Below are 22351 nucleotides of genomic sequence, written 5' to 3'. Positions count from 1 at the left end.
CACCACATCACACATCCAGCAGCGGTCGCTGCTTGATGTGCCGCGCGAAAACCTGCATGAACTGCGGGTCCAGCCGAGCGCCCCAGACCGCCAGCGCGTGGCCGACAACCCAGAGCGCAATGCCCGGCAGCCAGAGCTGCAGCCCGAGGCCGACCGCGGCGCCCAGCGTGCCGTTGGCGATCGCCACGGTGCGCGGCGCGCCGCCCAGCAGGATCGGCTCGGTGAGGGACGGGTGCAGCGGGATCTCGAAGCCGGGCGCGTGCCCCGGTGAGAAAGCAGTCGACTCACTCATGCCAGCACCGCCCCACCCGAGAAACTGAAGAAGGTGAGGAAGAAGCTGGAGGCGGCGAACGCGATCGACAGGCCGAACACGATCTGGATCAGCCGGCGGAAGCCGCCGCTGGTGTCGCCGAAGGCCAATGTCAGCCCGGTCACGATGATGATGATCACCGCGACGATCTTGGCCACGGGCCCCTGGATGGAATCGAGGATCGACTGCAGCGGCGCTTCCCAGGGCATGTTGGAACCGGCCGCCTGCGCGGGCAGCGCGGCGGCCAGCAAGAGCATTGCCGCTGCCGCCGTGTGCAGCAGAGGTTTTGCGGAATTGCGTGAAATCGTCATGACGGTTCTCCAGGAGACGACGGGGTTGATGGGGCAGGACGAGATGAAGAGAGCAACGGGAAGCCAGGCACCGCCGAGGTATCGAGCTGATATCCCTCGTTGTCGTGGCCGATCACGCGCGCGATCTCGCGCACCCGCCGGGCGCGGCCGCGCCCGGCGATGAAGACAATGACGTGGACCGCCTCGGCGATCAGGGCGCGCGGCACGGTCACGGAGACTTCCTGCACCAGCTGCTCCAGCCGCGTGAGCGCGCCCAGCGCGGAGCCGGCATGCACGGTGGCGATGCCGCCCGGATGCCCGGTGCCCCACGCCTTGAGCAGGTCCAGCGCCTCGGCGCCACGCACCTCGCCGACGACGATGCGGTCGGGCCGCAGCCGCAGGGTGGCGCGCACCAGGTCGGCCATGGTGGTCACGCCCGGCTCGGTGCGCATGCTCACGTGGTCGTCCGAGCGACATTGCAGCTCCACGGTGTCCTCGAGGATCAAGACGCGGTCGCGCGTCTCGGCGATCTCGTCGAGCAGCGCGTTCGCGAGCGTCGTCTTGCCCGTGCTGGTGCCGCCGGCCACCACGATGTTCAAGCGCTCACGCACCGCCTGCCGCAGGAACCCCGCCTGATCAGCGGTCAGGATGCCGTCTTTCACATACTGCGCCAGGCTCATGATGCGCAGCGCCCGCTTGCGGATCGCAAACGAGGGAGCCCGCACCACCGGCGGCAGCACGCCCAGGAAACGCTCGCCGGTCTCGGGCAGCTCGGCCGAGAGGATCGGCGTACCGGCATGCACCTCGGCGCGCACGTGCGCGGCCACGAGGCGGATGATGCGTTCGGCCACGGGCGGCGGCAGCGCCGCGCCGGTCGGCGTGCGGCCGGTCCCCAGACGATCCACCCACAGCGAGCCATCGGGATTGAGCAGCACCTCCACGACCTCCGGATCCGCGAGGGCCGCCGCGATCTCCGGCCCCATGGCCGTGCGCAGCATGCGGATGCGACGGTCCGCTGCGTTGTTCGCGGCGCCTGGCGACGACCCCGAAAAACGATCAGACGGCTGGACCATCGGCGGCCTCCTCTGCTGCTCTCTGCCCTGCGTGTGTGGGCGCCGATTCGGGCTCGATCTCCTCATGGACCTCCCGCACCAGGCTGCGCCCGCGCTGCAGGTGGCGGCCAAGCTGCTCGACAAACTGGGCGAAGCGGGCTCGCCCCTGCGCGCGTGCGGCTTCCTGCTGGCCTTCGGGCACCGGGATCGAAACAGTGAGGAAGTAGCGGACATAGAGCGCCACCGTCTCGATCAGGATGTTCTGGTCACGCTCCAGTCGGTCGAATTGGCGCGAAAGCCGGTCCAGGCGCTTGGCGATCGCCGACTCGCGCTGGTCGCCGCCATCTGGCGACAGGAACGAAGCGAGCGCAGCCGCAATCACGGCCGACTTCGACACACCCTTGTGCACCGCCAACCGATCCAGCCGTTTGGCGTGCTCTGGCTCGATGAAGATATTCAGGCGGGTCCGGCTCATAGCGCGATCCCGTCGTCAGGGTCCAGCGCGGCGAGGCGCGCCGTACGCGTGAGCTGACGGTCCACGTCGCGCGGCCGCAGCGGCACGTCGTCCTCGTCATCGAGCACCAGCAGCCCGTCGTCCTCCTGTAGCACCGAAGGGTCGCGCACGACCTCCAGCTCGGGCTTAAGCTGTTGGCCTCCCTCGTCGGCGAAACCAGCCGCATCGGCTGACGACAAAGACTCGGGCGCGCTCAGCGGCGCCAGTCCGCTCCAATCGTCGGGCCGTGTCGTGGGACGATCCGCGTAATAGCCCGCCGCCAGCGCCGGTGGTGCCAGCACACGCCGCGTGAAGTTGCGGTCCTGGTAATAGCGCAGCTTCCTCGCCTTGATCGGCGGATGGCCCGAGACCATCAACACCGCGTCGTCGGGCGGCAGCTGCATCACCTCGCCCGGCGTCAGCAGCGGCCGGGCCGTCTCCTGGCGCGAGACCATCAGATGGCCAAGCCACGGCGCGAGCCGATGCCCGGCGTAGTTGCGTTGCGCACGCAATTCGGTAGCCGTTCCCAGCGCCTCCGAGATCCGTTTGGCCGTGCGCTCGTCGTTGGTGGCGAACGCGATGCGCACATGGCAGTTGTCGAGGATCGAGTGATTCGGGCCATAGGCCTTGTCGACCTGATTGAGAGACTGCGCGATCAGGAAGGCGCGAAGCTCGTACCCGGCCATGAACGCCAGCGCCGACTCGAAGAAGTCCAACCGGCCCAGAGCCGGGAACTCATCGAGCATCAACAGCAGCTTGTGGAGACGCGCGATGCCATCGGAGCCGTCGAGCGATTCGGTCAGGCGCCGGCCGATCTGGTTGAGGATCAGGCGAATCAGCGGCTTGGTGCGGCTGATGTCCGAGGGTGGAACGACCAGGTACAGCGACACGGGATGTTCCGCCGAGATTAGATCGGCGATGCGCCAGTCGCAGCGCGAGGTGACCTCGGCAACCGTCGGGTCGCGGTACAGGCCCAGGAAACTCATCGCGGTGGACAGCACCCCGGAGCGCTCGTTGTCGCTCTTGTTGAGCACCTCGCGCGCGGCCGAGGCAACGACCGGATGGATGTCCTCACCCAGGTGCCGCGTCGTCATCATCCGGTGCAGCGTGACCTCGAAGGGACATGCGGGATCGGAAAGGAAATTCGCGACCCCGCGCAGCGTCTTGTCCTCACCCGCGTAGAGCACATGCAGGATCGCGCCGACCAGCAGCGCATGGCTGGTCTTCTCCCAGTGGTTGCGCCGCTCGAGCGCGCCCTCGGGATCGACCAGGATGTCCGCGATGTTCTGCACGTCGCGCACCTCATGCGCGCCGCGGCGCACCTCGAGCAGCGGGTTGTAGGCCGCGGAGCGCGCATCGGTCGGGTTGAACAGCAGGCAGTGCGAGAAACGCGCACGCCAGCCGGCCGTGAGATTCCAGTTTTCTCCTTTAATGTCGTGGATGACGGCCGAGCCGGGCCAGGACAGCAGTGTGGGCACCACGAGCCCGACGCCCTTGCCGGAGCGCGTGGGCGCGAACGCCATCACATGCTCTGGGCCCTCATGACGCAGATAGGCGCCGCTCTTGTCCGAAGTCTTGCCGAGGAACACACCTGCCGGCTTCGTCAGTCCGACCTTGTCGATCTCCTCACGCTCGGCCCAGCGCGCGGAACCGTAAGTTGTGACGCGCTTGGCCATCCGCGCGCGCCATACGGCCATCGCAATGGCTGCGCCCGTCGCCGACATCCCGCTCAATGCGGCTATGACCCCACCACGCTTGAACACCTGGGGCGCATAGGTCTCGTAGGAGTACCACCACGCGAACAGCTTCCACGGCTCGTAGACTGGCACGCCGGAAACCTCGAACCACCAGGGCCCGAGCCTCGATTGGTAACCCAGCGCGTGCGCCGTCCACTGCGTGGCCGCCCACACCCCGCCCAAGGCGACGCCGAGCACCACGAATATCTGTCCGAACAGGATGCCGGTCGCTGCTGTCGGCATAGGGCGCCACCTCCCAGGCGTATGAGTTCCAGCACATGTGTGCCGCTGCGGCACGCAGGCATGAGTCTGGAATCAAGCCGCCGGGCGGCACACCCATGGGGGCGTGGCGTGGCGTACGTTGGCGTGGGACTGGCTTGCGACTCCTTCTTCTGCTGAGTGCATGAGCCTTCAGGCTGTCATGACGGGAGCATTCCACGGGCAGCTCGACAACTCCATGGCTGTTGGAGCGAGGCAGTTCGCCTTGCAATCCCGCACCGTAACGTTCAGTTCAAAGCTGTGGCGTGGGTAAGAAACTGTTGCAGCGATTCGGGCAGGCCATTGCGCCGGTGCTTGTGCAGCACGTAGGTTGTGAAGTGCACCGGTTCGGCGAGCGGCACGACCACGACGTCCGTACGTCGCAGTGCCCGCATGTGGTCAGCATCTGCAACCCCAACCCCCTGACCTGCCGCCACACGGGTCAGATAGCCAGTCAGTGTGCGAGCCTCCCCGACGATTGTCGGAGCTACAGAATATCGCCGACGTACCGCCTTCATCTGCTGACATAGTCCTGGATGGTAGGAAGCACTGCAGGCGATGGCGGGGAAGGATGACAACTCGGCAAGGGAAACCACCTCGCGGCAGGCGAGTTCATGTGCTCTTGGAAGCAACGCCACGATGGGGCTCATCCAGGCCACATGTTGTGCGATGGCTTCACTATCTGGCAGGCCGAAGGAGAACCCTGCATCCATCTCCTCGCTGCGCAGCGCGGCCAAGAGTTCTGCCGGGCGCATTTCCGTCAGCTCCACTGGGATATCGGGGACAAGCTCCCGCCAGCGGGTCAGGCATTCGGCCAGCCTGGGCTGCACCGTGCTGTCGTCCGCGCCGATGCGCAAGGGCTCGCGATAGCGTGCATCGGTTTCGCGTATGACGCGTTTAATGCGCTCCAGACGCAAGAAAAGTCCTCGCGCATGATCAAGCAATTTGGCACCTGCGGGAGTGAGCTCGAGTCTGCGGGGCTTTCGAATTAAAAGAGCCACGCCCATTCGGTCTTCCAGGTCACGGACGGTTCGCGACAGTGGAGTCTGGTCGATATGGACTCGCTCGGCGGCGCGACGGAAGCTCAGTTCCTCTGCAACGGCCATGAAATGGCGAAGGTGGCGCAGTTCGATCATCTGCGCGCGAGCAATGAGGCAAGACAGAACTCGGTCACGGGCGGCCATGGTGCCGATGTCGGAGCGAGCCGCTTCGAACTTTCGAGTTGCGGTGCCATCTCAATCAACCGATCAAGTCATCCTAGTCGCGATCTTGGCCGAGATTCGCGAAACGCGCGGGGTCACGGCGCTTGAGTCGACCTGCCGCCAACCACCCGACAGACGCTGCGATCGGCAACAGACCGATCAAAGCGAGAGCACTCCTTTCGCTGGCGCCCGTCAAAATATGGAAGTTCGCAACCGCAAGCACCAGGACCACGCAAAGCCCCATTCCCGCCAACGCCGGCAGCAGCAGGATCCGGACCTTGCCATAACCGTGCGATGCGCGGCGAAAGAACCTAATCACCGAGATCGCGGTGGCGATCATCAGCAAGAGCACACAGACCGTGGCCAGGTTACTCAGCCACGAGAACATCGTCAGGACCGGATCTGCACGGGCCACGGCGAAGCCGATCACCACGGCGGCGCACAAGGCCGTCTGCAACAGCGAAGCAATATGCGGGCTCTTGTGCCTGGGATGTGTCCAGCCGAGCCGTGATGGCAGCAAGCGTTCACGTCCCATCGAGTAGAAATAGCGCGCGGTCGAGTTGTGAAATGCGATCAATCCTGCATAGATACTGACGATGAACATGCCGCGCAGGATCATGGTCAAATGCGATCCCGCATAGGTATCTGACAAGGTGTACAGGAAATTCGTTGGGTCACCCAAGGCAGCAACCGTGGCAGCGACCTTGTCAGTGCCGGCACCCAGCACCAGGCACCACAGCGAGAACGAGTAGAAGCCGCCCACGAGCAACAGCGCGGCGTATGTGGCGATCGGGATGCTGCGTTTGGGATCCTTGGCTTCCTCGCTATAGATAGTCGTCGCCTCGAAGCCTATGAAGGCCGCAAAGCAGAAGAGCAATCCGATGAACGGGTTTCCGCCAGCGATCACCTGCGGGGTGAAGGACTTGAAGTTGATACCGTCCGCCCCTCCCTGGCTGAGAATCAGCACATCAAGAATCAGCACCACCGCATATTCCGCAACGACGAAGCCGGCCAGCACCTTCGCGGAGAAGTCGATCTGGCGATAGCCGAAGTACGCTACCGTCGCCATGGCTGCCAGTGCGCAAGCCCACCATGGAACACTCAGCCCAAACTGGGCAAGCAAGGCCTCGGACGAGACAGCGCCCAGCAGGCCGTATAGCCCGAATTGCAGTGTGAGGTAGCCCAGGATCGCCACCATCGCCGCAGCGCCGCCGGCGCTTCCACCAAGGCCGCGGGCAACCATGGCATAGAAGCCCCCTGCACTCGTGACGCAAGTGGCCATCGCCGTGTAGCCCGCGGCGAACAGCAGCAGCAGCGCCAGCGCCACAACAACCAGCGCGGGCGTGCCGGCACCGTTGCCCAGCATGATCCCAAGTGGAAAGCCGCCAGCGACAACGCTCAATGGGCTTGCCGCCGAGATCACCAGCAGTGTGATGAACCCCGCGCTGAGCGTTGAACGGCGCAGAGTGGTGGAGCGGACTGCGGCAGCCTCCTGTGGCCGCTCCAACAAGGTGTTCATAACTTCCATGTACTGTCTCCTGACTCGGCATGCGATGTTCGAAGCCGGAATTGCGGGTGGGCGCGAACCTGCTCGGTTGCAGCAGAGGGGTGGCCGGCAGTCTATGAATAGAAGCCTGCTGCGCGGTATCCCGGATCGGCAAGCCATTGCGCGGCCGTTGTGCGCGAGACCAGTCGTGGCACATCCAGCCGATGCTTCATTCGCTGAAAGTGAACCGCCCCTCGGCTGCCAATTGGGTCAGCGGCAGTCGTCCGTTGGGCATCTCGCGAGCGCGCAGCCCCTCGGCAAGCAAGGCCTTGTCGCCCTGCTTGCCAATCGCCAACACCGTTTCCAGCGCGTAGGTGTCTGGAATGCCTGCGGCCTTTCGCAGCCGATCTGCATCGAAGCCCGCCATCCCATGGGCGGACCAGCCCGCGAGCGTGGCCTGGAAGGCGATGCTGGCCCACGCCGCGCCGGCATCGAACGAATGCCATGCGTTGGGCGCGGCATCTGTCTGCCCTGGAAACACGGCTTGCCTGGCCGACACGATGACCACCAGTGCAGCTGCATGCTGGGCCCAGCCTTGGTTGAATTCCACCAGCGTAGCAAAGATCGGCTCCCAACTGAGGGTCTCGCGCTGCGCATAGATGAAGCGCCATGGCTGCGCGTTGTATGCCGAGGGTGCCCACCGAGCTGCTTCCAGCAGGCTCAGCAGCATGGGCCTGGCAATCGGCTCGCCCGTGAATGCGCGCGGCGACCAGCGGTCGACGAACAGGGAATTGATCGGGTGATCGGGCTGGCGTGCTTCAGTCATGGTTTCCTAGTTGAGTTGATTCGTTCGCGGGCTCTCGATTCCCGCCATGTTGATGTACTTGATGACCAAGTAGTCCTCGATGCCATGGCGCGATCCCTCGCGTCCGAGGCCCGATTGCTTGACACCGCCGAACGGCGCCACCTCGTTGGAGATCAGCCCGGTGTTCACGCCAACCATGCCGTACTCGAGGCGCTCCGCGACACGCCACACGCGGCCGAGATCGCGTGCATAGAAATAGCTTGCCAGGCCGAATTCGGTGTCGTTCGCCATCGCGACGACTTCGTCTTCTGTCTCGAAGCGAAACAGGGGCGCGAGCGGCCCGAAGGTCTCCTCGCGCGCGACGCGCATGGCCTGGGTGACGCCCACGAGCACGGTCGGCTCGAAGAAGCTGCGCCCCAGCGCATGCCTGCCGCCACCGGTGATCACCTGCGCCCCTCTTTCTAGCGCGTCAGCCAGATGTTCCTCGACCTTCCGCACGGCCGCGTCGTCGATCAACGGCCCGATGCGTACGCCCTCCTCCTCGCCGGACCCCACCTTCAGCGCCTTCAGCGCGTCCGCCAACTTGCGTGCAAACTGGTCGTAGACCTTGGAGTGCACGTACAGCCGGTTGGCGCATACGCAGGTCTGGCCTGCATTGCGGAACTTGGACACGATGGCCCCTTCCACCGCGGCGTCGAGATCTGCATCTTCGAAGACGATGAAAGGTGCATTGCCTCCCAGTTCCATCGACACCTTCTTTACTGTCGCCGCGGTCTGCTGCATCAGATGTCGCCCGACTTCGGTGGAGCCGGTGAAACTAAGCTTGCGCACCAACGGATTGGTCGCCAACTCCGTCCCGATGTCGCCAGCCGACCCGGTGACTACCGACAGCACGCCCGAAGGAATCCCTGCACGTTCGGCCAACGCCGCGAGAGCAAGCGCCGTCAACGGTGTCTGGCTCGCCGGCTTGACGACCATGACGCAACCCGCGGCCAATGCCGGTCCCGCCTTGCGCGTGATCATCGCAGCGGGAAAATTCCAGGGCGTGATTGCCGCGCACACACCCACGGGCTCCTTGGTCACCACGATCCTCTGGGTGGAGATCGGCGAAGGAATCGTCTCGCCGTAGACCCGCTTGGCCTCCTCGGCGAACCATTGGATGAAGGACGCCGCGTAGGCAATCTCGCCGCGCGCTTCCGCCAGCGGCTTGCCTTGCTCGGCAGTCATGATTCTGGCGAGGTCGTCCTGGTTCTCCAGGATCAGCGCGTGCCAGCGCGCCAGCAGCGCCGAGCGGTCATGGGCCGTGCGCGCGCGCCATGCGGGCCACGCACCATTCGCGGCGTCGATCGCCTGGCGGGTTTCGGTGGCACCCAGGCGCGGTACGTGAGCCACCACGGCGCCACTGGCGGGGTTGGTGACGGCGATGGTTCGGGCGGCAGATATCCACTGACCCGCCACGAAGCATTGCTCTCGAAGCAGAGAAGGGTCTCGCAGGTTCAACATGGTGCAGGAACTCGGGGTTGAGGTTTCAGATCTGGGTGATCAGCTTGGTCACCAGGAAGCTGTCGAAGGACTCGGTGCCGCCCTCGCTGCCGAAGCCGCTGTCCTTCACGCCGCCGAAAGGCAGCTCGGGATGCGCCATGCCGGAATGGTTGATGTTGACCATGCCGGCCTCCAGTTCGTTGGCCACGCGCGTCGAGGTCTGGATCGACTGCGTGAAGACGTAGGCAGCCAGGCCGAAAGGGAGCGCGTTGCCCAGGCGCAATGCATCGTCCACCGTATCGAAACGCGCGAGGGCGGCCAGGGGTCCGAATGGTTCCTCACGCATGACGCGAGCGTGCTGCGGCACGTTAGCGATCACGGTCGGCTCGTGAAAATGGCCGCGCTCGCCCAATGTACCGCCGCCTGCGAGCACCTGCGCGCCCGCCTGCACTGCGTCGTCCACGAGTTCGCGTATGGCTTGCAGGCGCCTCTCGTGGATCAGTGGCCCCATTTGGACGCCCTCTTCCAAGCCATGGCCCACCTTCACGCCGCGCATCGCATCGGCGAAACTGGCCACGAAGCGGTCGTGGATGCCTGCCTGGACAAAGAAGCGCGAGGGCGAGACGCACACTTGGCCGGCATTGCGGGTCTTCAGTCGCGCAAGCAGGGTCGCGGCCTGCTCTACGTCAGCATCATCGAATACCAGAACCGGCGCATGACCGCCGAGTTCCATGTTCATTCGCTTCATGTGCGAGCCCGCGAGCGCCGCGAGATGCCTGCCCACCGGAACCGAGCCGGTGAACGAGACGACCCGCACCAGGGGCGATTCGATCAATTGGCGCGAGATCTCGCTTGGCACGCCCCACACGATGTTGAACACGCCTTCGGGCAGTCCCGCGTCGTGGAACAAGCGAGCCATCGCCACAATGGCGCTTGGCGATTCTTCCGGCCCCTTGAGCACGACGGTGCAACCGGCGCCGATCGCGGCCACGACCTTCTTCATCGCCTGGCCAAATGGAAAGTTCCAAGGGCTGAATGCGACGCAGACGCCTGCCGGCTCGCGCACCACGAGCTGGCGCACCGCGGGATTGCGCGATGGCACGACACGGCCGTAGATGCGACGGCATTCCTCCGCGTGCCATTCGATATGCTCGACGGCGTTGAGCACCTCGGCCACTGCTTCCGGCAATGGCTTTCCGTTGTCCAGCGTGATGCCATGCCCGATCTCGCTGGCGCGCTCGCGTGCCAGCGCTGCCGCCTTGCGCAACACCTCGGAACGCTCCATCGGCGAACTGCGCCGCCAGGACTGGAACGCCCGGTGTGCGGCCCTCAGTGCCGCATCGACGTCCTCGCGCGTTGCCCAGGGCAGGCGCCCGAGCAGATCAAAGGTGGCGGGATCACGCACGTCCTGTCCTGGACGGCCATCGCCATTCAGAAAGCGGCCGCCGACATAGAGGGAAAGCTCGGGATACAACATCATGGTTTCCTCAGGCATGCGCCGGCAAGCGGGACTGCTCGGAGGCGCTCGCCGAGCCGGCGAAAACAGAGCCAGTTGGCGGCAGTACGGTTTCGCAAAATGTCGAAAGCTGCGGCACCGAATCGCCCGCCTTGCCAGCGGCCGCGATGAAGCGGTCCGGGCGGATCAGCACCCAGTCGACACCTTTGGCCTGGAACCAGAAGTGCAGCGTGTTCTCCACGTCCTCGATCACTGTTCCCGATGGCTGGACCGGCACGTGAGAACAGGCCTCGCTCCTGATGCTGCGCGAGCGCACGCCGACATAGTGGTCGCAGCCCAGACGCTCGAGCTGCTCCCGCAAACAGGCGGGTGCACCCGCCAGTGCGTCGCCGCACCAGCTCAGCAGCGCGAAGCGCGCACCGACCATATCGTCCAGGCGCTGGGTGCGCCCGGCTTCGCGCTCGACGTTGGGTTGGATGAACATGCGCCCCACCAATTCGTCGCTCCGCGCATCGCCACTGTTCAGGACAACACCCTTTGTAAAGCGCGGCATGGGTTTGAACTTCATCTGCAGCACGTAGTCGCGCACGCGCGGAATGTTCTTGATGGACAGGAAGAAACGGTCACGCATCCAGGCCACGAAGCGGTTGCGCTGGGACAGCACGGAGCCGAACAAGTCCGCCAGATCGATCATCGCCTTGGCGTGCGCGTGGCGCTCTTCGTGATAGCTCGCCAGCAACCCGGGCTTCATCCGTCCCTGCAGGATCCAGGCTAGCTTCCAGGCCAGGTTGAAGGCGTCGCGCAGGCCCGCGTTCAACCCCTGGCCGATCCATGGCGGCGTGATGTGTGCAGCATCCCCGGCCAGGCAAACGCGCCCGACGACGAACGCGCCGGCCACGCGAGAGTTGTGCGTGTACACGCGGGCGCGGATCACGTTGAGCTTGTCGGGTTCTGCCACATGCCGGCCCAGCAGTTCTCGCACCTTCTCAGGCTGCAGCATCTGCTCGCCGTCTTCGCCCGGAAACAGCATGAACTCCCAGCGCCGCAGCCCATAGGGGAGCCTCAGGCACACGTAGGGCCTTTGAGGCTCGCAGTGCAACGCGGTATAGGGCGCGTCCAGGGGATCGTGGTCGCATTCGATCACCACCCACTTGGCTGGATGCGTGCGCCCTTCGAAAGGCAACTTGAGGATGCCTTCGCGCACTATGCTGCGTCCGCCGTCGCATGCCACGAGGTAGCCTGCGCGCACCCGGTGCTCGGCCCCCTCTGCGTCGCGCAAGGTCGCCGTCACGCCCTCATCGTCCTGGACCAGATGAACCAGTTCCACGCCGGGACAAAGGTTCACGTGCGGGAAGCGTTCGAGCCCCTGGCGCAGCGTCAGCTCGCCGAGCGGCTGTGAAAAGAGATTGCGGCGAAACCAGCCGAACTCGCGCGTGCTCGGCAGGATCTCCGCAAAACAGCGCTTGCCGGCGGTGTACATGCGCATCGGCACGTTCTGGATCATGTCGCGCAGCATCGCCTCGGCCAGGCCGGCCGCCTGGAAGGTGCGCAGCGCCTCATCGTCGAGGCCCACCGCGCGGGGATAGTTCAGCACCTGCAGGTTGCGCTCGACGACCAAGCAAGCGGTGCCGTAGTGGCCCAACAGGTTGGCGATGGAGACGCCGACCGGGCCCGCGCCGACGATCAGCACCGGAATGTCCGTGGGGATTTTCATAGGTTCTTGTCTCCGTGCCCGCCGACTCAGGCGGCGGTGAGAAGGCGGCTGTCCTGCCGGACCAGCAAGTGGCGCACGCTCTTGCGAAACTCCGTGAAGCTGGCGTCGGCCATCAACTGGGCACGTCGACGCGCGCGCTCTTCATGGCTGTCATAGGCCCAGAGAAAGACAAGCTGATTGAGATCACCACTCTCCGGCGTCATCAGCGTCACCAGGTTGCCCAGCATGCGGGTCTGCAGCGCTCGCGCCGTCTCGTTGTAGATGCGCAAGTACTCGCGCGTGCCGCCTGGTACGAGGGTATAGGTTCGAAGTTCGTGGATCACGGTGCGCCCTTTCCTGCATGGAACAGACCCCGATCGAGAAAATGGGATACCGCCTGCTGGAACAAGGCCGGCTGGTCGTCATGCACGTAGTGGCCGGCGTCCGGGATCTCGATGCTCGCGATGCGCGGATTCAACGCCTGCATGCGCTCGACCATCGACGGCTGCAGGTAGTCGGATCGCCCCCCGCGGATCACCAGGGTCTCGCAACCGATGGCCGACAGGCACGGCTCAAGATCAACGACACGCGCCGGGTCGGGGTTCAGCCGCGTCGCCGCAATGCCGGCATGGTCGTAGCGCCAGGTGTAGCCGCCCTCGCGCAGGGGCTTGAGCATGCTGTGCAAGCGCTGCTGCCGGGCCTCTTCGCTCACCGTGGGACGCAGCGCCCGCATGAATTCGCCGGCGGCCTCCCAGGACTCGAAGCGCTCCGGCGTCGTTGCGAGTTCCTTGCGGATGCGTGTCGCGCCGTCGCTCGTCTCGAAGGCGCCGGGGCCGGCGTCCTCGATCACCAGGCGCCGCACACGCCCGGGATGGCGCGCGGCATAGACGATCGCGTTGATGCCTCCCATGGAGTGACCCAACAGGTCGAAGCGGTCGAGCCCCAACTGTTGAACGATGGCCTCCACATCCGCCACGTAGGCGTCGGCATAGTAGTTGTGAGCGGGGTCCCAGTCAGAGCCGCCGCGCCCGCGCTGATCGAACGCAATGACGCGGAAGCCGGGATGCAGGGCCGCCGCGATGCCAGCGAAGGTCTCGGCGTAGCCGCGAATGCCGTGGAGCATGACGACGGGCCATCCCTGTTCCGCCCCCCACTCGCTGACGTGGAAGTTCAGCCCCGACAGGGCCAGCATGTAGTCGCGCCGCTCCATGTGCGTCTTTCAATACAAGCCGTCCTGGCCCTTGACCTCGGAGGCCTTCAGGCCCCCCAGCCGCGCGTTGAGGCGTCCGCGGGTGGCGAAAGCCCAGCAGACGATGACCTCGTCGCGGTTGGGGCCGTCGCTGAACTGGGCGGTCACGGTGTCGTAGTGCGAACGCACGTACAGCGCGTCCTTGTGCGCCAGCGGGATGTCGATCGCGGCGCCGGGACCGCCACGCTTTCCGGTGGAAGGCACCCAGGACTTGCCGCCGCCGAGTGCGTCGCGGATCGGGTTGGCTGCCGGATTGGTGAGCAGCGCGTTGCCATGCTCGTACTCGCCGTCGATGCCCACGAGGCAGGCCTTGCCGTAGCTCTCGATCGCGCGGCCCTGGGCAGCCTCCTGGATGCGGCGACCGAACTCGCGCCCCAGTTCAGGCGACGGCTCGATCCAGGCAGACAGGTCCTGGACGAACCTGCCGGCGAACGGGTTGTGGATGGAGGCCGCAATGACGATCTTGCGCAGTGGGTCGCCATCGGCCGGCGCGCCGGTTTCGCCTGCGAGGGTGTCCTCGATCTGCAGGTACCACTTGCGGATGTGAAAGACGCTGAAATTGGCTGACTTGGTCATGAGAATGATGTGTGAATGTTGAAGAACAGGAAGGGGAAAGCGCGCCGCACTCAGTCGTACAGCGGCTCCAGTTCGAAGTGGTCGCTAGGCGCGTTGTAGTTATGCAGCACTCGCTTGCCCTCCTCATCGTCGTGGACGGTTTCGCAGAAGAACTCGAAGCGATGACCATCCGGGTCGTTGAAGTACAGGCCGTAACCCACCTTGTGGTCGGTGGTCTTGATCACCTCCACTCCGGCCTTGAGCAGTTGCCCGTAGAGCCGCCGCAGTTCCGTGATGTCGCCATCGATTTCCAGGCCGTAGTGCTGCAGCGCACAGCCGCCCACAACGATGCCCGGCTCCGGGCGGATCAACGCGATGTCATGGTGCTTCTGTCCGAAGCTCATGAACACCCACTGCTCGCCGCGCGCGGTTTCCTGCATGCCCAGCACGCGCTCGTACCAACTTGCCGATGCGAAGGGGTTCGACACAAAGAGCGAGAGGTGCGTGCGGCGAATCTTCGGGCGCACGGTCCGGGTCGTCGTATCAGTCATGTGGCTTCGCCCCGAGAGTGGATTTCGGGTGCGCCTTGACGGCGGCGACGACCGGCGTCCATGCCACTGCGGTGATCTCGCTGAAGTCGCGCCAGTCCTTGAACCAGGTTTTTCCCGCGTCCATGGAACGGAAGAGGTGGCCGTATTTGGTGCCGGCCAACACAAACTGAGGGTCTGCGGCGTGCGTTCCCAACGCCCAGAACGTGGAGTTGGGCACCGCATGAAGCAGTGCCGCCGACCATGTCGCGCCACGGTCGAGCGAGCGGTAGATCTGCGTGCGCGTGCCCGGCGTGCCATCGCCGATGGCCACCAGCAGCACGTCCTCCGCGCCCTCCAGAGGTGCGAGCGTGCGGGTGTAGTACATGCCATCGAAGCGATCGGCCGAACTTTCCGCGGCCCACGGCCCGTAGCCACCGTCGCGGTTGGTATAGACCGAATTCACCGTGGCGAGCAGATGGGTCTTGGGCCGGCCGCCGCGGGCCGGAAGGATGGTGATGGCGTGGATGTCGCCGTTGAGGATGCCGCTTTGCGCATCGTCCGCGCGGCGCCAGGTCTCGCCCTGGTCCAGGCTGTGCCAGGCACCGCCCTCCTCTACGCCGAACCACACCGCGCCGTCATCGGCGTCCACGCAGATGGTGAGGATCCGCGGACGGTTTACGCCGCCGCAGAACTCCGGCAATTCGATGCCAAGCCGCGTCCAGCTCTGACCCCCATCGAGCGAGCGGAACATCGCGGCGCGAGAAGGCGCGCCCGTTCCTGCGTAGATGACACTGGAGTCGCGCGGGTCGATCGCGATGGACCAGACATGCATTCCGTTCGCGGGCGATTCGAGGCGCCTGAAATGCGCACCCGCGTCTTCGCTCAGGCAAATGCCGGCGTCCGCACCCGCGAAGATCCGGTTCGGGTCCCGAGGGTCCACCAGAAGACTTCGCACGACGCCATCGAACTCGATGGCTTCCTTCAACCCGAGGCGATGCCATGTCGCGCCGTCGTCTGCGCTGCGCAGGATGCCCTGCCCCGCGGTTCCCACAAGAATCGTTCCTTGCATGATTGAGTGCTCCTTCGCTTTGCTCAGATGAAGATGCCGCGCGTGATGCCGCCGTCCACCGCGATCGACTCTCCGGTGATCGCGCCCGCTCGTTCGGAGGCGAGGAACAGCACGGCATCGGCAATCTCGTTGGGCTGCAGCACGCGGCGAATGGGCGTGGCCTTGGCGTAGTTCGCCTCCACCTGATCCGGCGTGAGGCCCTGTAGCTTGGCCTCCTTGGCGTAGAGCTCGTAGATGTGCGGTGTTTCCACCACGCCGGGATGGATCACGTTGACCGTGATACCCGACGGGCCGAGTTGGTCGGAAAGCGTCTTGGTCAAGTGGCAGATCGCCACGTTGCGCATGCCCGAGAGTTGCTTGCTGCCGCGGCCCGTGAGGCCGCCGATGTTGATGATGCGGCCGAAGCCGCCCTTGCGCATGTGGGGCGCGGCCGCCTTGGCGCAGCGCATGTAGCCCACCACCTTGATGTTGATGTCTTCCAGCAGCCCTTCGGGGCTGGCGTTCTCGATCTCGCTGCGCACCAGACCGCCCGGGTGGGCAGCCCCATTGACGAGAATGTCGATTCGGCCGAAATGCGCCGCGACCCTGCTCATCATGGCGTCGACCTGCTCGGTGCTGCTGACATCCGCGGGCGCAGCAAGAATCTCGATGCCGGTTTGTTCGCTGATTTCGCGCGCCGCCTGTTCGAGCGGTTCCTTGCTGCGCGCCACGATCGCCACGCGCACGCCTTCGGCCGCCAGCGCCTGCGTCACGGCCCGGCCAATGCCAAGGCTGCCGCCGGTCACGACCGCGACCTTGCCCCTGAGTTTCAGATCCATATGTTCTCCTTGATTGATGCAGGCCGCCTGCCGGCGCCCGGACGTTGCGCCCTCAAAGGGCCATTTCGATGAGCGCAGGGCCGCTTCGCCCGAACGCGCGTTGAAGTTGTTCGGTCAGTTCTTGGGCGGTGTGCGCGCGCGTTGCGGGGACGCCGTAGGCCTCGGCAAGCCCCACCCAGTCGATGCGCGGGTGATCCAGCGCAGTCAGGGCCTCCGCCCGTGTGCCGAGCGCCGCGCCATCGCGCCGCAGTTCGTTGCGCAGGATGGCGTACTGGTGGTTCGCTGCGATCAGCACGACCACGTCGAGGTCTTCATGCGCGAGCGACCACAGCGTCTGGATCGTGTACTGGGTGCTGCCGTCCGACAGCAGCCCGACCACCTTGCGCTCCGGGCAGGCGATGGCCGCGCCCATCGCCACGGGAAGCCCCTGCCCGATGGCACCTCCGGTGTTGGTGAGCGTGGTATGCGGACGGGCGGCCGAAGACGCCGCATAGAAGGGGTAGCCGCAAGTCCCGCCCTCAACCGAGACGATCGCGCCCGCCGGCAATTCGCGCGCCAGAACCGCTGCGATCCTGGCCGGCGTCAGCGCGCCCTCGGGCGCGTCCGGCAGCGACGACACGGCCGCCTGGTAGGCCGGCGCCCCCAGGGCATCGGCCATTTCCTCGAGCCGCCCGGCCACTGGCTGCCCCGGCTCGCTGATGACCAGCAACCGTTCGGCATCGACCAGCAAACTCGGGTGACCCGCATAGCCGAAGTACGTCACCGGCGGCAGCGCGCCGACGAGCACGACGAGTTCGGCCGCATCCAGCACTTCGCGCGCCGGCTCGGGAAAGTAGGACAACCGATCGAAGGCCGGCAGCCCCTGCCCGCGCTCTGAACGCGACGGAAAGGTCTCGGCATAGGCCTGTGCGCCCAGCAGCGTGCACAGGCGGGCCGTCGCGCGCTGAGCGCGCTGACCCAAGCCAGAGAGTTCTCCGCCACCGCCCAACAGGAAGACCACGCGCCGCGCTGCGCGCAGGCGCTCGATGCATTGTGCTGTGTCGGGGCCGCCCTCGGCGCTCGTGCTGGTGGCGCCAGGCCTTTCGATCTTGGCGGCCTGCGTGACATCGCCCGCCTGAAAATCGGCGGGGAAGATCAGCGTCGTGCCGCGCCCACCTGCTGCAACGCTTTGTCGCACAGCCTCGGCGGCCGCGGCCGCGCTGTCGTCGACACTGTCGATGCGGTGCACCCAGCCAGAGACGGGCCGCGCGAGCGATTCGATGTCGGAGGTCAGCGGCGCGTCATATGGCAAATGCCAGCTGGCGTGATCGCCGACGAGGTTGACGATCGGCGTACGTGCGCGCCGCGCGTTGTGCAGGTTCGCGATGCCGTTGGCAAACCCCGGCCCCAGGTGCAGGAGCGTTGCCGCGGGACGCCCGAGCATGCGGCCGTACCCGTCGGCCGCTCCCGTGCAGACGTTTTCCTGCAGGCCGACCACGCACCGGATTTCATCGCGCTGCTCCAGTGCACGCACCAGGTCGAGTTCGGTGGTGCCCGGATTGGCAAAGCAGGTGTCCACACCTTCGCCTGCAAGCGCGAGCCAGAGCGCCTCGGCGCCGGTCATTTTCTTCATTGCCTTGTTCCTCTTATTGCACCTTGATGCCGCGCTCGCGCACCAGCTTGCCGACACGCTCGGCGTCGACGGCGATCTGCGCGTCGAGCTCTGCGGGCTTGGAAGCCCCGGCCCGCAGGCCTCGGGCGGACGCCCAGGCCTGCAGGTCGGGAGCGGCCAGCACCTTGGCCAGGGCTGCGTTCATTCGCGCCAGGATTTCTGCAGGGGTGCCTGCCTTGGCATGCAGCGAGTAGGAGGTGGACAGCAGCATGTCGGACCCGCCGGCCTCGGTGATCGTCGGCACATTCGGTGCCACCGGCGTGCGCGCGCTGGCGCCGACAGCCAGCAGCTTCAGGCTGCCCTTTTGCACATGGGGCAGCAGAGCCTCCACGCCGCCCGACGTCGCCACCACCTGGCCACCGAGCATGGCGGGAATGACTTCCGCGAGCGCCTTGTACGGCACGTGCAGGAACTGCACGCCGGTGCCTGCTTGCAGCAACTCCATGTTCAGGTGCATGACGCTGCCAACGCCGCCGGTGCCGAACGGCACCTCCCCGGGATGCGCCTTGACGTAGGCGATGAAGGATCTGAAATCGTTGGCAGGCACCTGCGCACTGGCCACGAGATACAGATTCACGTCGGCGATGTTGCTGACCGAGACGAGATCCTTCCGGGGGTCGAACGGCAGCGGCTGGTAGAGCAGCGGATTGACCGTGAGGGTGAGCCGGTCGACCAGCAGGAAGGTATAGCCGTCGGCCGGCGACTTCACTACCTCCGACGTCCCGATGATCGCGTTGGCCCCCGCCTTGTTTTCCACGACGAAGGCGGTCTTGAGCTCCTTCGCCATTCCTTCCGTCACCAGGCGAGCCATCACGTCCGGCCCCGTACCTGGCGGGTACGGAACGACGATGCGGATCGGCCGGGATGGCCAACCGCCCTCGGCCCAGGCTGGAGCCGGGGCCAGACACGCGGCGAAAAGCATCGCCAGGGCGGCACATGTTTGCCGAAAGCAATTCCTGTTCATCTCGAACTCCTGAACACCCCGACTGACGACGTTCGGCTTCGAGCGGGGCGTGCGCTCGCTGGGCCGGGGCCAACGGCCCGACTACCCCTGCCAGAGCTCTTGCATTCTGCGAGGAATTTTGCAAGTTTATCGATTAGACAAAACAATGCAATATTGTTTGTCATTTTCACGCGCATAACATGCACATTTTTCTCAATATGAGATATTGATCGATCATTTCGAAGCGAGCAAGAAGCCGACAACGGCGCCGATGCTTCGATTAACCTTCCGGGTTTGCCAAGACATGCCGCCCACCCATGACGCCACGCGCTGCCAACGCCCATGAATAGCCTCAGCCGCATGCTCGAGGTGCTGAATCTGTTCAAGCCGGAACAGCCCGTGATTGACATCGAGGTCATCTGCTCGCAGTTGGGTTACACGTCCGCGAGCGCATACCGCTATGTGAAGGAGCTGTCCAACGCGGGCCTGCTCGTTCGCCTGCCCCGCGGTTACGCCCTGGGGCCGCGAATCATCGAACTCGATCGGCACATGACTCAGTTCGACCCATTGCTGGCAGCCAGCCGCGACATCGTGGGCGACCTGATCGCCCAGACCCATCTGGAACTGCTGATCAGCGAGCTCTACGACTCGACCGTGATCAACATCCTGCAGCGCTCCGGTGCCGACGAGCAGGCGCTGAACTTCGGACGCGGCAGACCCATGGACTTGTTTCGCAGCGCGACGGCCAAGGTGATCCTGGCGTACCTGCTGCCGCGTCAGTTGAAGCGGCTCTTCGACAACGCCGCGCCAGGAGACCTGGAGCGCATCGGGCTGACCTGGAAAGACTTCTCCAAGGCCATGCTGCGCATCCGCAAGGACGGCTACTGCATCAGCGAGGGCGAACTCGATCCCGGCAAGAGTGGTATCGCCGCGCCGATCTTCGACGAGAAGGGACGCATCCTCGGCAGCATCACCCTGGCGGGAAACTCCGAACGGTTCAATGCCTTCAACCGGGAGTTCCTCTCGACGCTGATGATCGACGCCGCGCGCAAGATCACGTCGCGGATCGCTGGCTAGGGCGGCCAACTCGGCACTCCCTTTAGCTCACGAACGCACCGAGTCTGGCGCAAGGTTTGTCATGGCCGTCAATCGGCCACCTTGATCTTGCGCTCCGAGACCACGCGCTGATAGGTCGCCTTGCCTTGGGTGATTCGCGCCTGCATCTGTTCGGGAGTGCTGTAGGCCGCGGTGAAACCCAGGTTGTCGAATGCGTGGCTGACCGCGGGCGCCGCAAGCGCCGTCTTCATGGCGCCGTTGAGCTTCGCCAGTACTTCCAGTGGCGTCCCTCCGGGCGCGAGCAGGCCGAAGAAGCCGGTAATGGCCAGGTCGGGCAGTCCCACTTCCAACGCGGTGGGAATGGACGGGAACAGCCGGTCGCGCGTGTCGCCCGTGATGAACAGCGGCACCAGTTGATTGGAGCGCAACGCGCCGATGAGCGGCGAGACGACCTCGTCCATCAGTTGGGCATCACCCTTCAGAAGCCCCTCCTTCGCCGAGGCGGCCCCTCTGTAAGGCACGTGAACCAGTTGGATGCCGGTGACCGACATGAGTATTTCGCCCAGCAGATGATTGCTCGACCCCGTCCCGGCCGATGCGAAGTTCAACTCACCAGGCCGTCGCTTTGCCAGCGCGACAAATTCAGCCAGCGTTTTCGCGCCGGTGGCAGGCGTCGTCACGAAGACAAAGGGCTGGGTCGCGCCAAGGCTGACGGGAGCCAGGCTCGCCGCATGCCCCTGGTCCGGATAAAGCACCGGCCCAGCCGTCAGGGTGCTCCCGCTCCCCCAGAGAAGCGTGTAGCCGTCGGCCTTCGCCGAAGCGGCGTATTTCGTCCCGATACGCCCCCCTGCACCCGGCTTGTTGTCGACGATGACAGGCTGGCCCAGGGCGACCGAGAGTTCCTGCGCAACCGCACGGGCAGAGATATCAGTGGAGCCCCCTGGCTCGAACGAGACGACGAGCGTGATCGGCCTGGACGGATAGGCCTGGGCACCGGCCGGCTGCACGAGGGACAGCGCAGTGGCAAGGACGCAGCAAGCCAGGAAGGCCATGCGCAAAAGCGCCGGGTGCAAGCGATTCATCATCATGGGCAGCCTCTTCAAGTGAAAGGGAACGCCGAAGCCCCGCGCCGAGGCGCGCTCAAACAGTGGCAATGGGCGTGACAGGCGAACCTGCGGCACCGGGAAGATTCAATGGCGGCGCAGTCAGAAGGAAACGGCTTCGCTCGTTCTTTCTCAGCCAGCGCGCGAGTTCGCCCAATCGCCACAACTCGCCCAGGTGGATGCCGTTCTTGAAAAGGCAGTGCTCGTGAAGCGGCAGCATTGCGTGCCTGGCGCTCTGGCGCATGGCTTTGGGCATCAACTCCACCGCGAAGTTGTCCGAGATCAGCGCAGCAATGCCTGTGTCGGTGATCCACTGAAGCAACCGCTGGTCGCCGCCATTCAGGCCAGCACAGGAATGAAGCAGTTTCTCGGCGACGGGCTTCCTGTTCATGCCGAGGATCAGGTCGTCGAGGCCGGTGTAGAGGCAGACCATGTCTCCGCGCTCTATGACCACCCGATCCTCCTGCAGGATTCGCATCAGGTCCGCATAGCCGACGGGATGATTCTCCTCGCCGTAGTGGCGATTCAGGTCGATCATGACCGCGCGCCCCTGCACGCCGTGGCTGGCCAGTTGCTCGATGCCAAGCGCGCTTGCCGTCGGGTCCTCGTAGGTGTCCCATCGCACGGCGCCTTCGGCACGGCGTGCCGGCTTGACGTGCTCTCCGCCCCGGTAGCCGTTGTAGAAGACGATCTCGTCGACGCCATCACCGTCGGCGTCAAACTCCGCGCCGACGTGCGCCAAGCCGTCCCACTGCGTGGAGTACTGCGTGTGCAGGACCACGACGTCATCCGAATAGACGTCGGAATAAAAAGGATTCTCGCGGGAGAGCGCAAAGCAGAAGCACTGCTCGCCCTCGTTCTTTCCGCCCCGCAGCGTGGCGAAGCGCCGAGGGGCATGGCGGCGCGGATGCAGTGCCGTGCCGCCGGGGTAGTCCAGCGGAAGCGACAAGCTGAATGTCAGCCCCTCTTTCGCCTCCTCGAGCCCCTTCAGCACTTGCGGCCGGCCAACGAGGTTCATCGATCCGCGCTGATCGTCGTTCCCGAAGAGGCCCCAGTTCGAACCCGGCGGCCTTTGCTTCCATCGGTTCGTCATGGCGATCTTTCTTCGGGCGCC

Annotated in this window: 22 protein-coding genes; 1 reads left to right on the top strand and 21 read right to left on the bottom strand. The window is 65.2% G+C overall.

What is annotated here, in order from left to right; all coding sequences use genetic code 11:
- Positions 1 to 7: 7 nt before the first annotated feature.
- The 19 genes from ACCD11_RS05825 to ACCD11_RS05735 all read right to left on the bottom strand — a co-directional run bounded on the left by ACCD11_RS05825 (position 8) and on the right by ACCD11_RS05735 (position 19099).
- On the bottom strand, positions 8 to 292 hold the full coding sequence (locus tag ACCD11_RS05825; RefSeq protein WP_413312877.1) for a VirB3 family type IV secretion system protein: 285 nt from the start codon (positions 290 to 292) through the stop codon (positions 8 to 10).
- On the bottom strand, positions 289 to 621 hold the full coding sequence (locus tag ACCD11_RS05820; RefSeq protein ID WP_413312875.1) for a TrbC/VirB2 family protein: 333 nt from the start codon (positions 619 to 621) through the stop codon (positions 289 to 291). The genes ACCD11_RS05825 and ACCD11_RS05820 overlap by 4 nt, the downstream gene beginning before the upstream one ends.
- A complete protein-coding gene (trbB, locus tag ACCD11_RS05815; RefSeq protein ID WP_413312873.1) occupies positions 618 to 1673 on the bottom strand; it encodes a P-type conjugative transfer ATPase TrbB in 1056 nt (351 codons plus the stop codon). Before trbB ends, ACCD11_RS05820 begins: the two co-directional genes overlap by 4 nt.
- Entirely contained in the window at positions 1657 to 2127 is a 471-nt protein-coding gene (locus ACCD11_RS05810; RefSeq protein ID WP_413312872.1) for a CopG family transcriptional regulator, read from the bottom strand. Before ACCD11_RS05810 ends, trbB begins: the two co-directional genes overlap by 17 nt.
- A complete protein-coding gene (locus ACCD11_RS05805; protein WP_413312870.1) occupies positions 2124 to 4124 on the bottom strand; it encodes a conjugal transfer protein TraG in 2001 nt (666 codons plus the stop codon). The genes ACCD11_RS05810 and ACCD11_RS05805 overlap by 4 nt, the downstream gene beginning before the upstream one ends.
- Before the next feature lie 263 nt (positions 4125 to 4387).
- Entirely contained in the window at positions 4388 to 5323 is a 936-nt protein-coding gene (locus ACCD11_RS05800; RefSeq protein WP_413312869.1) for a LysR family transcriptional regulator, read from the bottom strand.
- A gap of 73 nt (positions 5324 to 5396) precedes the next feature.
- The gene (locus tag ACCD11_RS05795; RefSeq protein ID WP_307614625.1) at positions 5397 to 6860 is read right to left on the bottom strand and encodes an APC family permease; all 1464 of its coding nucleotides are present in this window, start codon (positions 6858 to 6860) and stop codon (positions 5397 to 5399) included.
- A 196-nt stretch (positions 6861 to 7056) separates the two neighbouring features.
- Positions 7057 to 7653, bottom strand: coding sequence for a nitroreductase family protein (locus ACCD11_RS05790; RefSeq protein WP_413312868.1), 597 nt, complete (start codon positions 7651 to 7653; stop codon positions 7057 to 7059).
- A gap of 6 nt (positions 7654 to 7659) precedes the next feature.
- A complete protein-coding gene (locus tag ACCD11_RS05785; RefSeq protein ID WP_307614368.1) occupies positions 7660 to 9135 on the bottom strand; it encodes an NAD-dependent succinate-semialdehyde dehydrogenase in 1476 nt (491 codons plus the stop codon).
- A 25-nt stretch (positions 9136 to 9160) separates the two neighbouring features.
- Positions 9161 to 10588, bottom strand: a complete 1428-nt coding sequence (locus ACCD11_RS05780) for an NAD-dependent succinate-semialdehyde dehydrogenase (protein ID WP_413313018.1) — start codon at positions 10586 to 10588, stop codon at positions 9161 to 9163.
- A gap of 13 nt (positions 10589 to 10601) precedes the next feature.
- Positions 10602 to 12284 carry a bifunctional 3-(3-hydroxy-phenyl)propionate/3-hydroxycinnamic acid hydroxylase gene (locus ACCD11_RS05775; RefSeq protein ID WP_413312866.1) on the bottom strand — a complete coding sequence of 561 codons (1683 nt, stop codon included), beginning with the start codon at positions 12282 to 12284 and terminating at the stop codon, positions 10602 to 10604.
- 26 nt (positions 12285 to 12310) lie between these two features.
- Positions 12311 to 12607, bottom strand: a complete 297-nt coding sequence (locus ACCD11_RS05770; protein ID WP_145745758.1) for an NIPSNAP family protein — start codon at positions 12605 to 12607, stop codon at positions 12311 to 12313.
- Complete coding sequence (locus ACCD11_RS05765; protein WP_413312864.1) at positions 12604 to 13473, bottom strand: alpha/beta fold hydrolase; 870 nt, start codon at positions 13471 to 13473, stop codon at positions 12604 to 12606. The genes ACCD11_RS05770 and ACCD11_RS05765 overlap by 4 nt, the downstream gene beginning before the upstream one ends.
- Before the next feature lie 9 nt (positions 13474 to 13482).
- The gene (locus ACCD11_RS05760; RefSeq protein WP_192322820.1) at positions 13483 to 14088 is read right to left on the bottom strand and encodes an amino acid synthesis family protein; all 606 of its coding nucleotides are present in this window, start codon (positions 14086 to 14088) and stop codon (positions 13483 to 13485) included.
- A gap of 50 nt (positions 14089 to 14138) precedes the next feature.
- Positions 14139 to 14618, bottom strand: a complete 480-nt coding sequence (locus tag ACCD11_RS05755; protein ID WP_413312861.1) for a VOC family protein — start codon at positions 14616 to 14618, stop codon at positions 14139 to 14141.
- A complete protein-coding gene (locus ACCD11_RS05750; protein WP_413312859.1) occupies positions 14611 to 15666 on the bottom strand; it encodes a WD40/YVTN/BNR-like repeat-containing protein in 1056 nt (351 codons plus the stop codon). Before ACCD11_RS05750 ends, ACCD11_RS05755 begins: the two co-directional genes overlap by 8 nt.
- A gap of 23 nt (positions 15667 to 15689) precedes the next feature.
- Entirely contained in the window at positions 15690 to 16484 is a 795-nt protein-coding gene (locus ACCD11_RS05745) for an SDR family NAD(P)-dependent oxidoreductase (protein ID WP_413312858.1), read from the bottom strand.
- A 52-nt stretch (positions 16485 to 16536) separates the two neighbouring features.
- Positions 16537 to 18096: an acetolactate synthase large subunit gene (locus tag ACCD11_RS05740; protein WP_413312857.1), complete on the bottom strand. Its 1560-nt coding sequence runs from the start codon at positions 18094 to 18096 to the stop codon at positions 16537 to 16539.
- Between the two features lie 13 nt (positions 18097 to 18109).
- Positions 18110 to 19099 carry a Bug family tripartite tricarboxylate transporter substrate binding protein gene (locus tag ACCD11_RS05735; RefSeq protein ID WP_413312855.1) on the bottom strand — a complete coding sequence of 330 codons (990 nt, stop codon included), beginning with the start codon at positions 19097 to 19099 and terminating at the stop codon, positions 18110 to 18112.
- A gap of 339 nt (positions 19100 to 19438) precedes the next feature.
- On the opposite strand from ACCD11_RS05735, the gene ACCD11_RS05730 reads away from it, so the two are divergent.
- A complete protein-coding gene (locus ACCD11_RS05730) occupies positions 19439 to 20155 on the top strand; it encodes an IclR family transcriptional regulator (protein WP_307614363.1) in 717 nt (238 codons plus the stop codon).
- Positions 20156 to 20223: 68 nt separating this feature from the next.
- Here ACCD11_RS05730 and ACCD11_RS05725 read toward each other — a convergent pair whose 3' ends face one another.
- On the bottom strand, positions 20224 to 21222 hold the full coding sequence (locus ACCD11_RS05725; RefSeq protein WP_413312853.1) for a Bug family tripartite tricarboxylate transporter substrate binding protein: 999 nt from the start codon (positions 21220 to 21222) through the stop codon (positions 20224 to 20226).
- 52 nt (positions 21223 to 21274) lie between these two features.
- Positions 21275 to 22330: a cyclase family protein gene (locus ACCD11_RS05720; protein WP_307614361.1), complete on the bottom strand. Its 1056-nt coding sequence runs from the start codon at positions 22328 to 22330 to the stop codon at positions 21275 to 21277.
- Between the last annotated feature and the right edge of the window lie 21 nt (positions 22331 to 22351).

Origin of the sequence: Variovorax sp. Varisp36 (genome assembly GCF_047304235.1) — a bacterium.
Classification (GTDB): domain Bacteria; phylum Pseudomonadota; class Gammaproteobacteria; order Burkholderiales; family Burkholderiaceae_C; genus Variovorax.
This window is presented reverse-complemented; position numbering and strand designations above follow the sequence as displayed.

Coding starts and splice junctions, on each gene's coding strand:
- ACCD11_RS05825 (WP_413312877.1), bottom strand. CDS start 292: ATGAGTGAGTCGACTGCTTTCTCACCGGGGCACGCGCCCGGCTTCGAG.
- ACCD11_RS05820 (WP_413312875.1), bottom strand. CDS start 621: ATGACGATTTCACGCAATTCCGCAAAACCTCTGCTGCACACGGCGGCA.
- trbB (WP_413312873.1), bottom strand. CDS start 1,673: ATGGTCCAGCCGTCTGATCGTTTTTCGGGGTCGTCGCCAGGCGCCGCG.
- ACCD11_RS05810 (WP_413312872.1), bottom strand. CDS start 2,127: ATGAGCCGGACCCGCCTGAATATCTTCATCGAGCCAGAGCACGCCAAA.
- ACCD11_RS05805 (WP_413312870.1), bottom strand. CDS start 4,124: ATGCCGACAGCAGCGACCGGCATCCTGTTCGGACAGATATTCGTGGTG.
- ACCD11_RS05800 (WP_413312869.1), bottom strand. CDS start 5,323: ATGGCCGCCCGTGACCGAGTTCTGTCTTGCCTCATTGCTCGCGCGCAG.
- ACCD11_RS05795 (WP_307614625.1), bottom strand. CDS start 6,860: ATGAACACCTTGTTGGAGCGGCCACAGGAGGCTGCCGCAGTCCGCTCC.
- ACCD11_RS05790 (WP_413312868.1), bottom strand. CDS start 7,653: ATGACTGAAGCACGCCAGCCCGATCACCCGATCAATTCCCTGTTCGTC.
- ACCD11_RS05785 (WP_307614368.1), bottom strand. CDS start 9,135: ATGTTGAACCTGCGAGACCCTTCTCTGCTTCGAGAGCAATGCTTCGTG.
- ACCD11_RS05775 (WP_413312866.1), bottom strand. CDS start 12,284: ATGAAAATCCCCACGGACATTCCGGTGCTGATCGTCGGCGCGGGCCCG.
- ACCD11_RS05765 (WP_413312864.1), bottom strand. CDS start 13,473: ATGGAGCGGCGCGACTACATGCTGGCCCTGTCGGGGCTGAACTTCCAC.
- ACCD11_RS05760 (WP_192322820.1), bottom strand. CDS start 14,088: ATGACCAAGTCAGCCAATTTCAGCGTCTTTCACATCCGCAAGTGGTAC.
- ACCD11_RS05755 (WP_413312861.1), bottom strand. CDS start 14,618: ATGACTGATACGACGACCCGGACCGTGCGCCCGAAGATTCGCCGCACG.
- ACCD11_RS05750 (WP_413312859.1), bottom strand. CDS start 15,666: ATGCAAGGAACGATTCTTGTGGGAACCGCGGGGCAGGGCATCCTGCGC.
- ACCD11_RS05745 (WP_413312858.1), bottom strand. CDS start 16,484: ATGGATCTGAAACTCAGGGGCAAGGTCGCGGTCGTGACCGGCGGCAGC.
- ACCD11_RS05740 (WP_413312857.1), bottom strand. CDS start 18,096: ATGAAGAAAATGACCGGCGCCGAGGCGCTCTGGCTCGCGCTTGCAGGC.
- ACCD11_RS05735 (WP_413312855.1), bottom strand. CDS start 19,099: ATGAACAGGAATTGCTTTCGGCAAACATGTGCCGCCCTGGCGATGCTT.
- ACCD11_RS05730 (WP_307614363.1), top strand. CDS start 19,439: ATGCTCGAGGTGCTGAATCTGTTCAAGCCGGAACAGCCCGTGATTGAC.
- ACCD11_RS05725 (WP_413312853.1), bottom strand. CDS start 21,222: ATGATGATGAATCGCTTGCACCCGGCGCTTTTGCGCATGGCCTTCCTG.
- ACCD11_RS05720 (WP_307614361.1), bottom strand. CDS start 22,330: ATGACGAACCGATGGAAGCAAAGGCCGCCGGGTTCGAACTGGGGCCTC.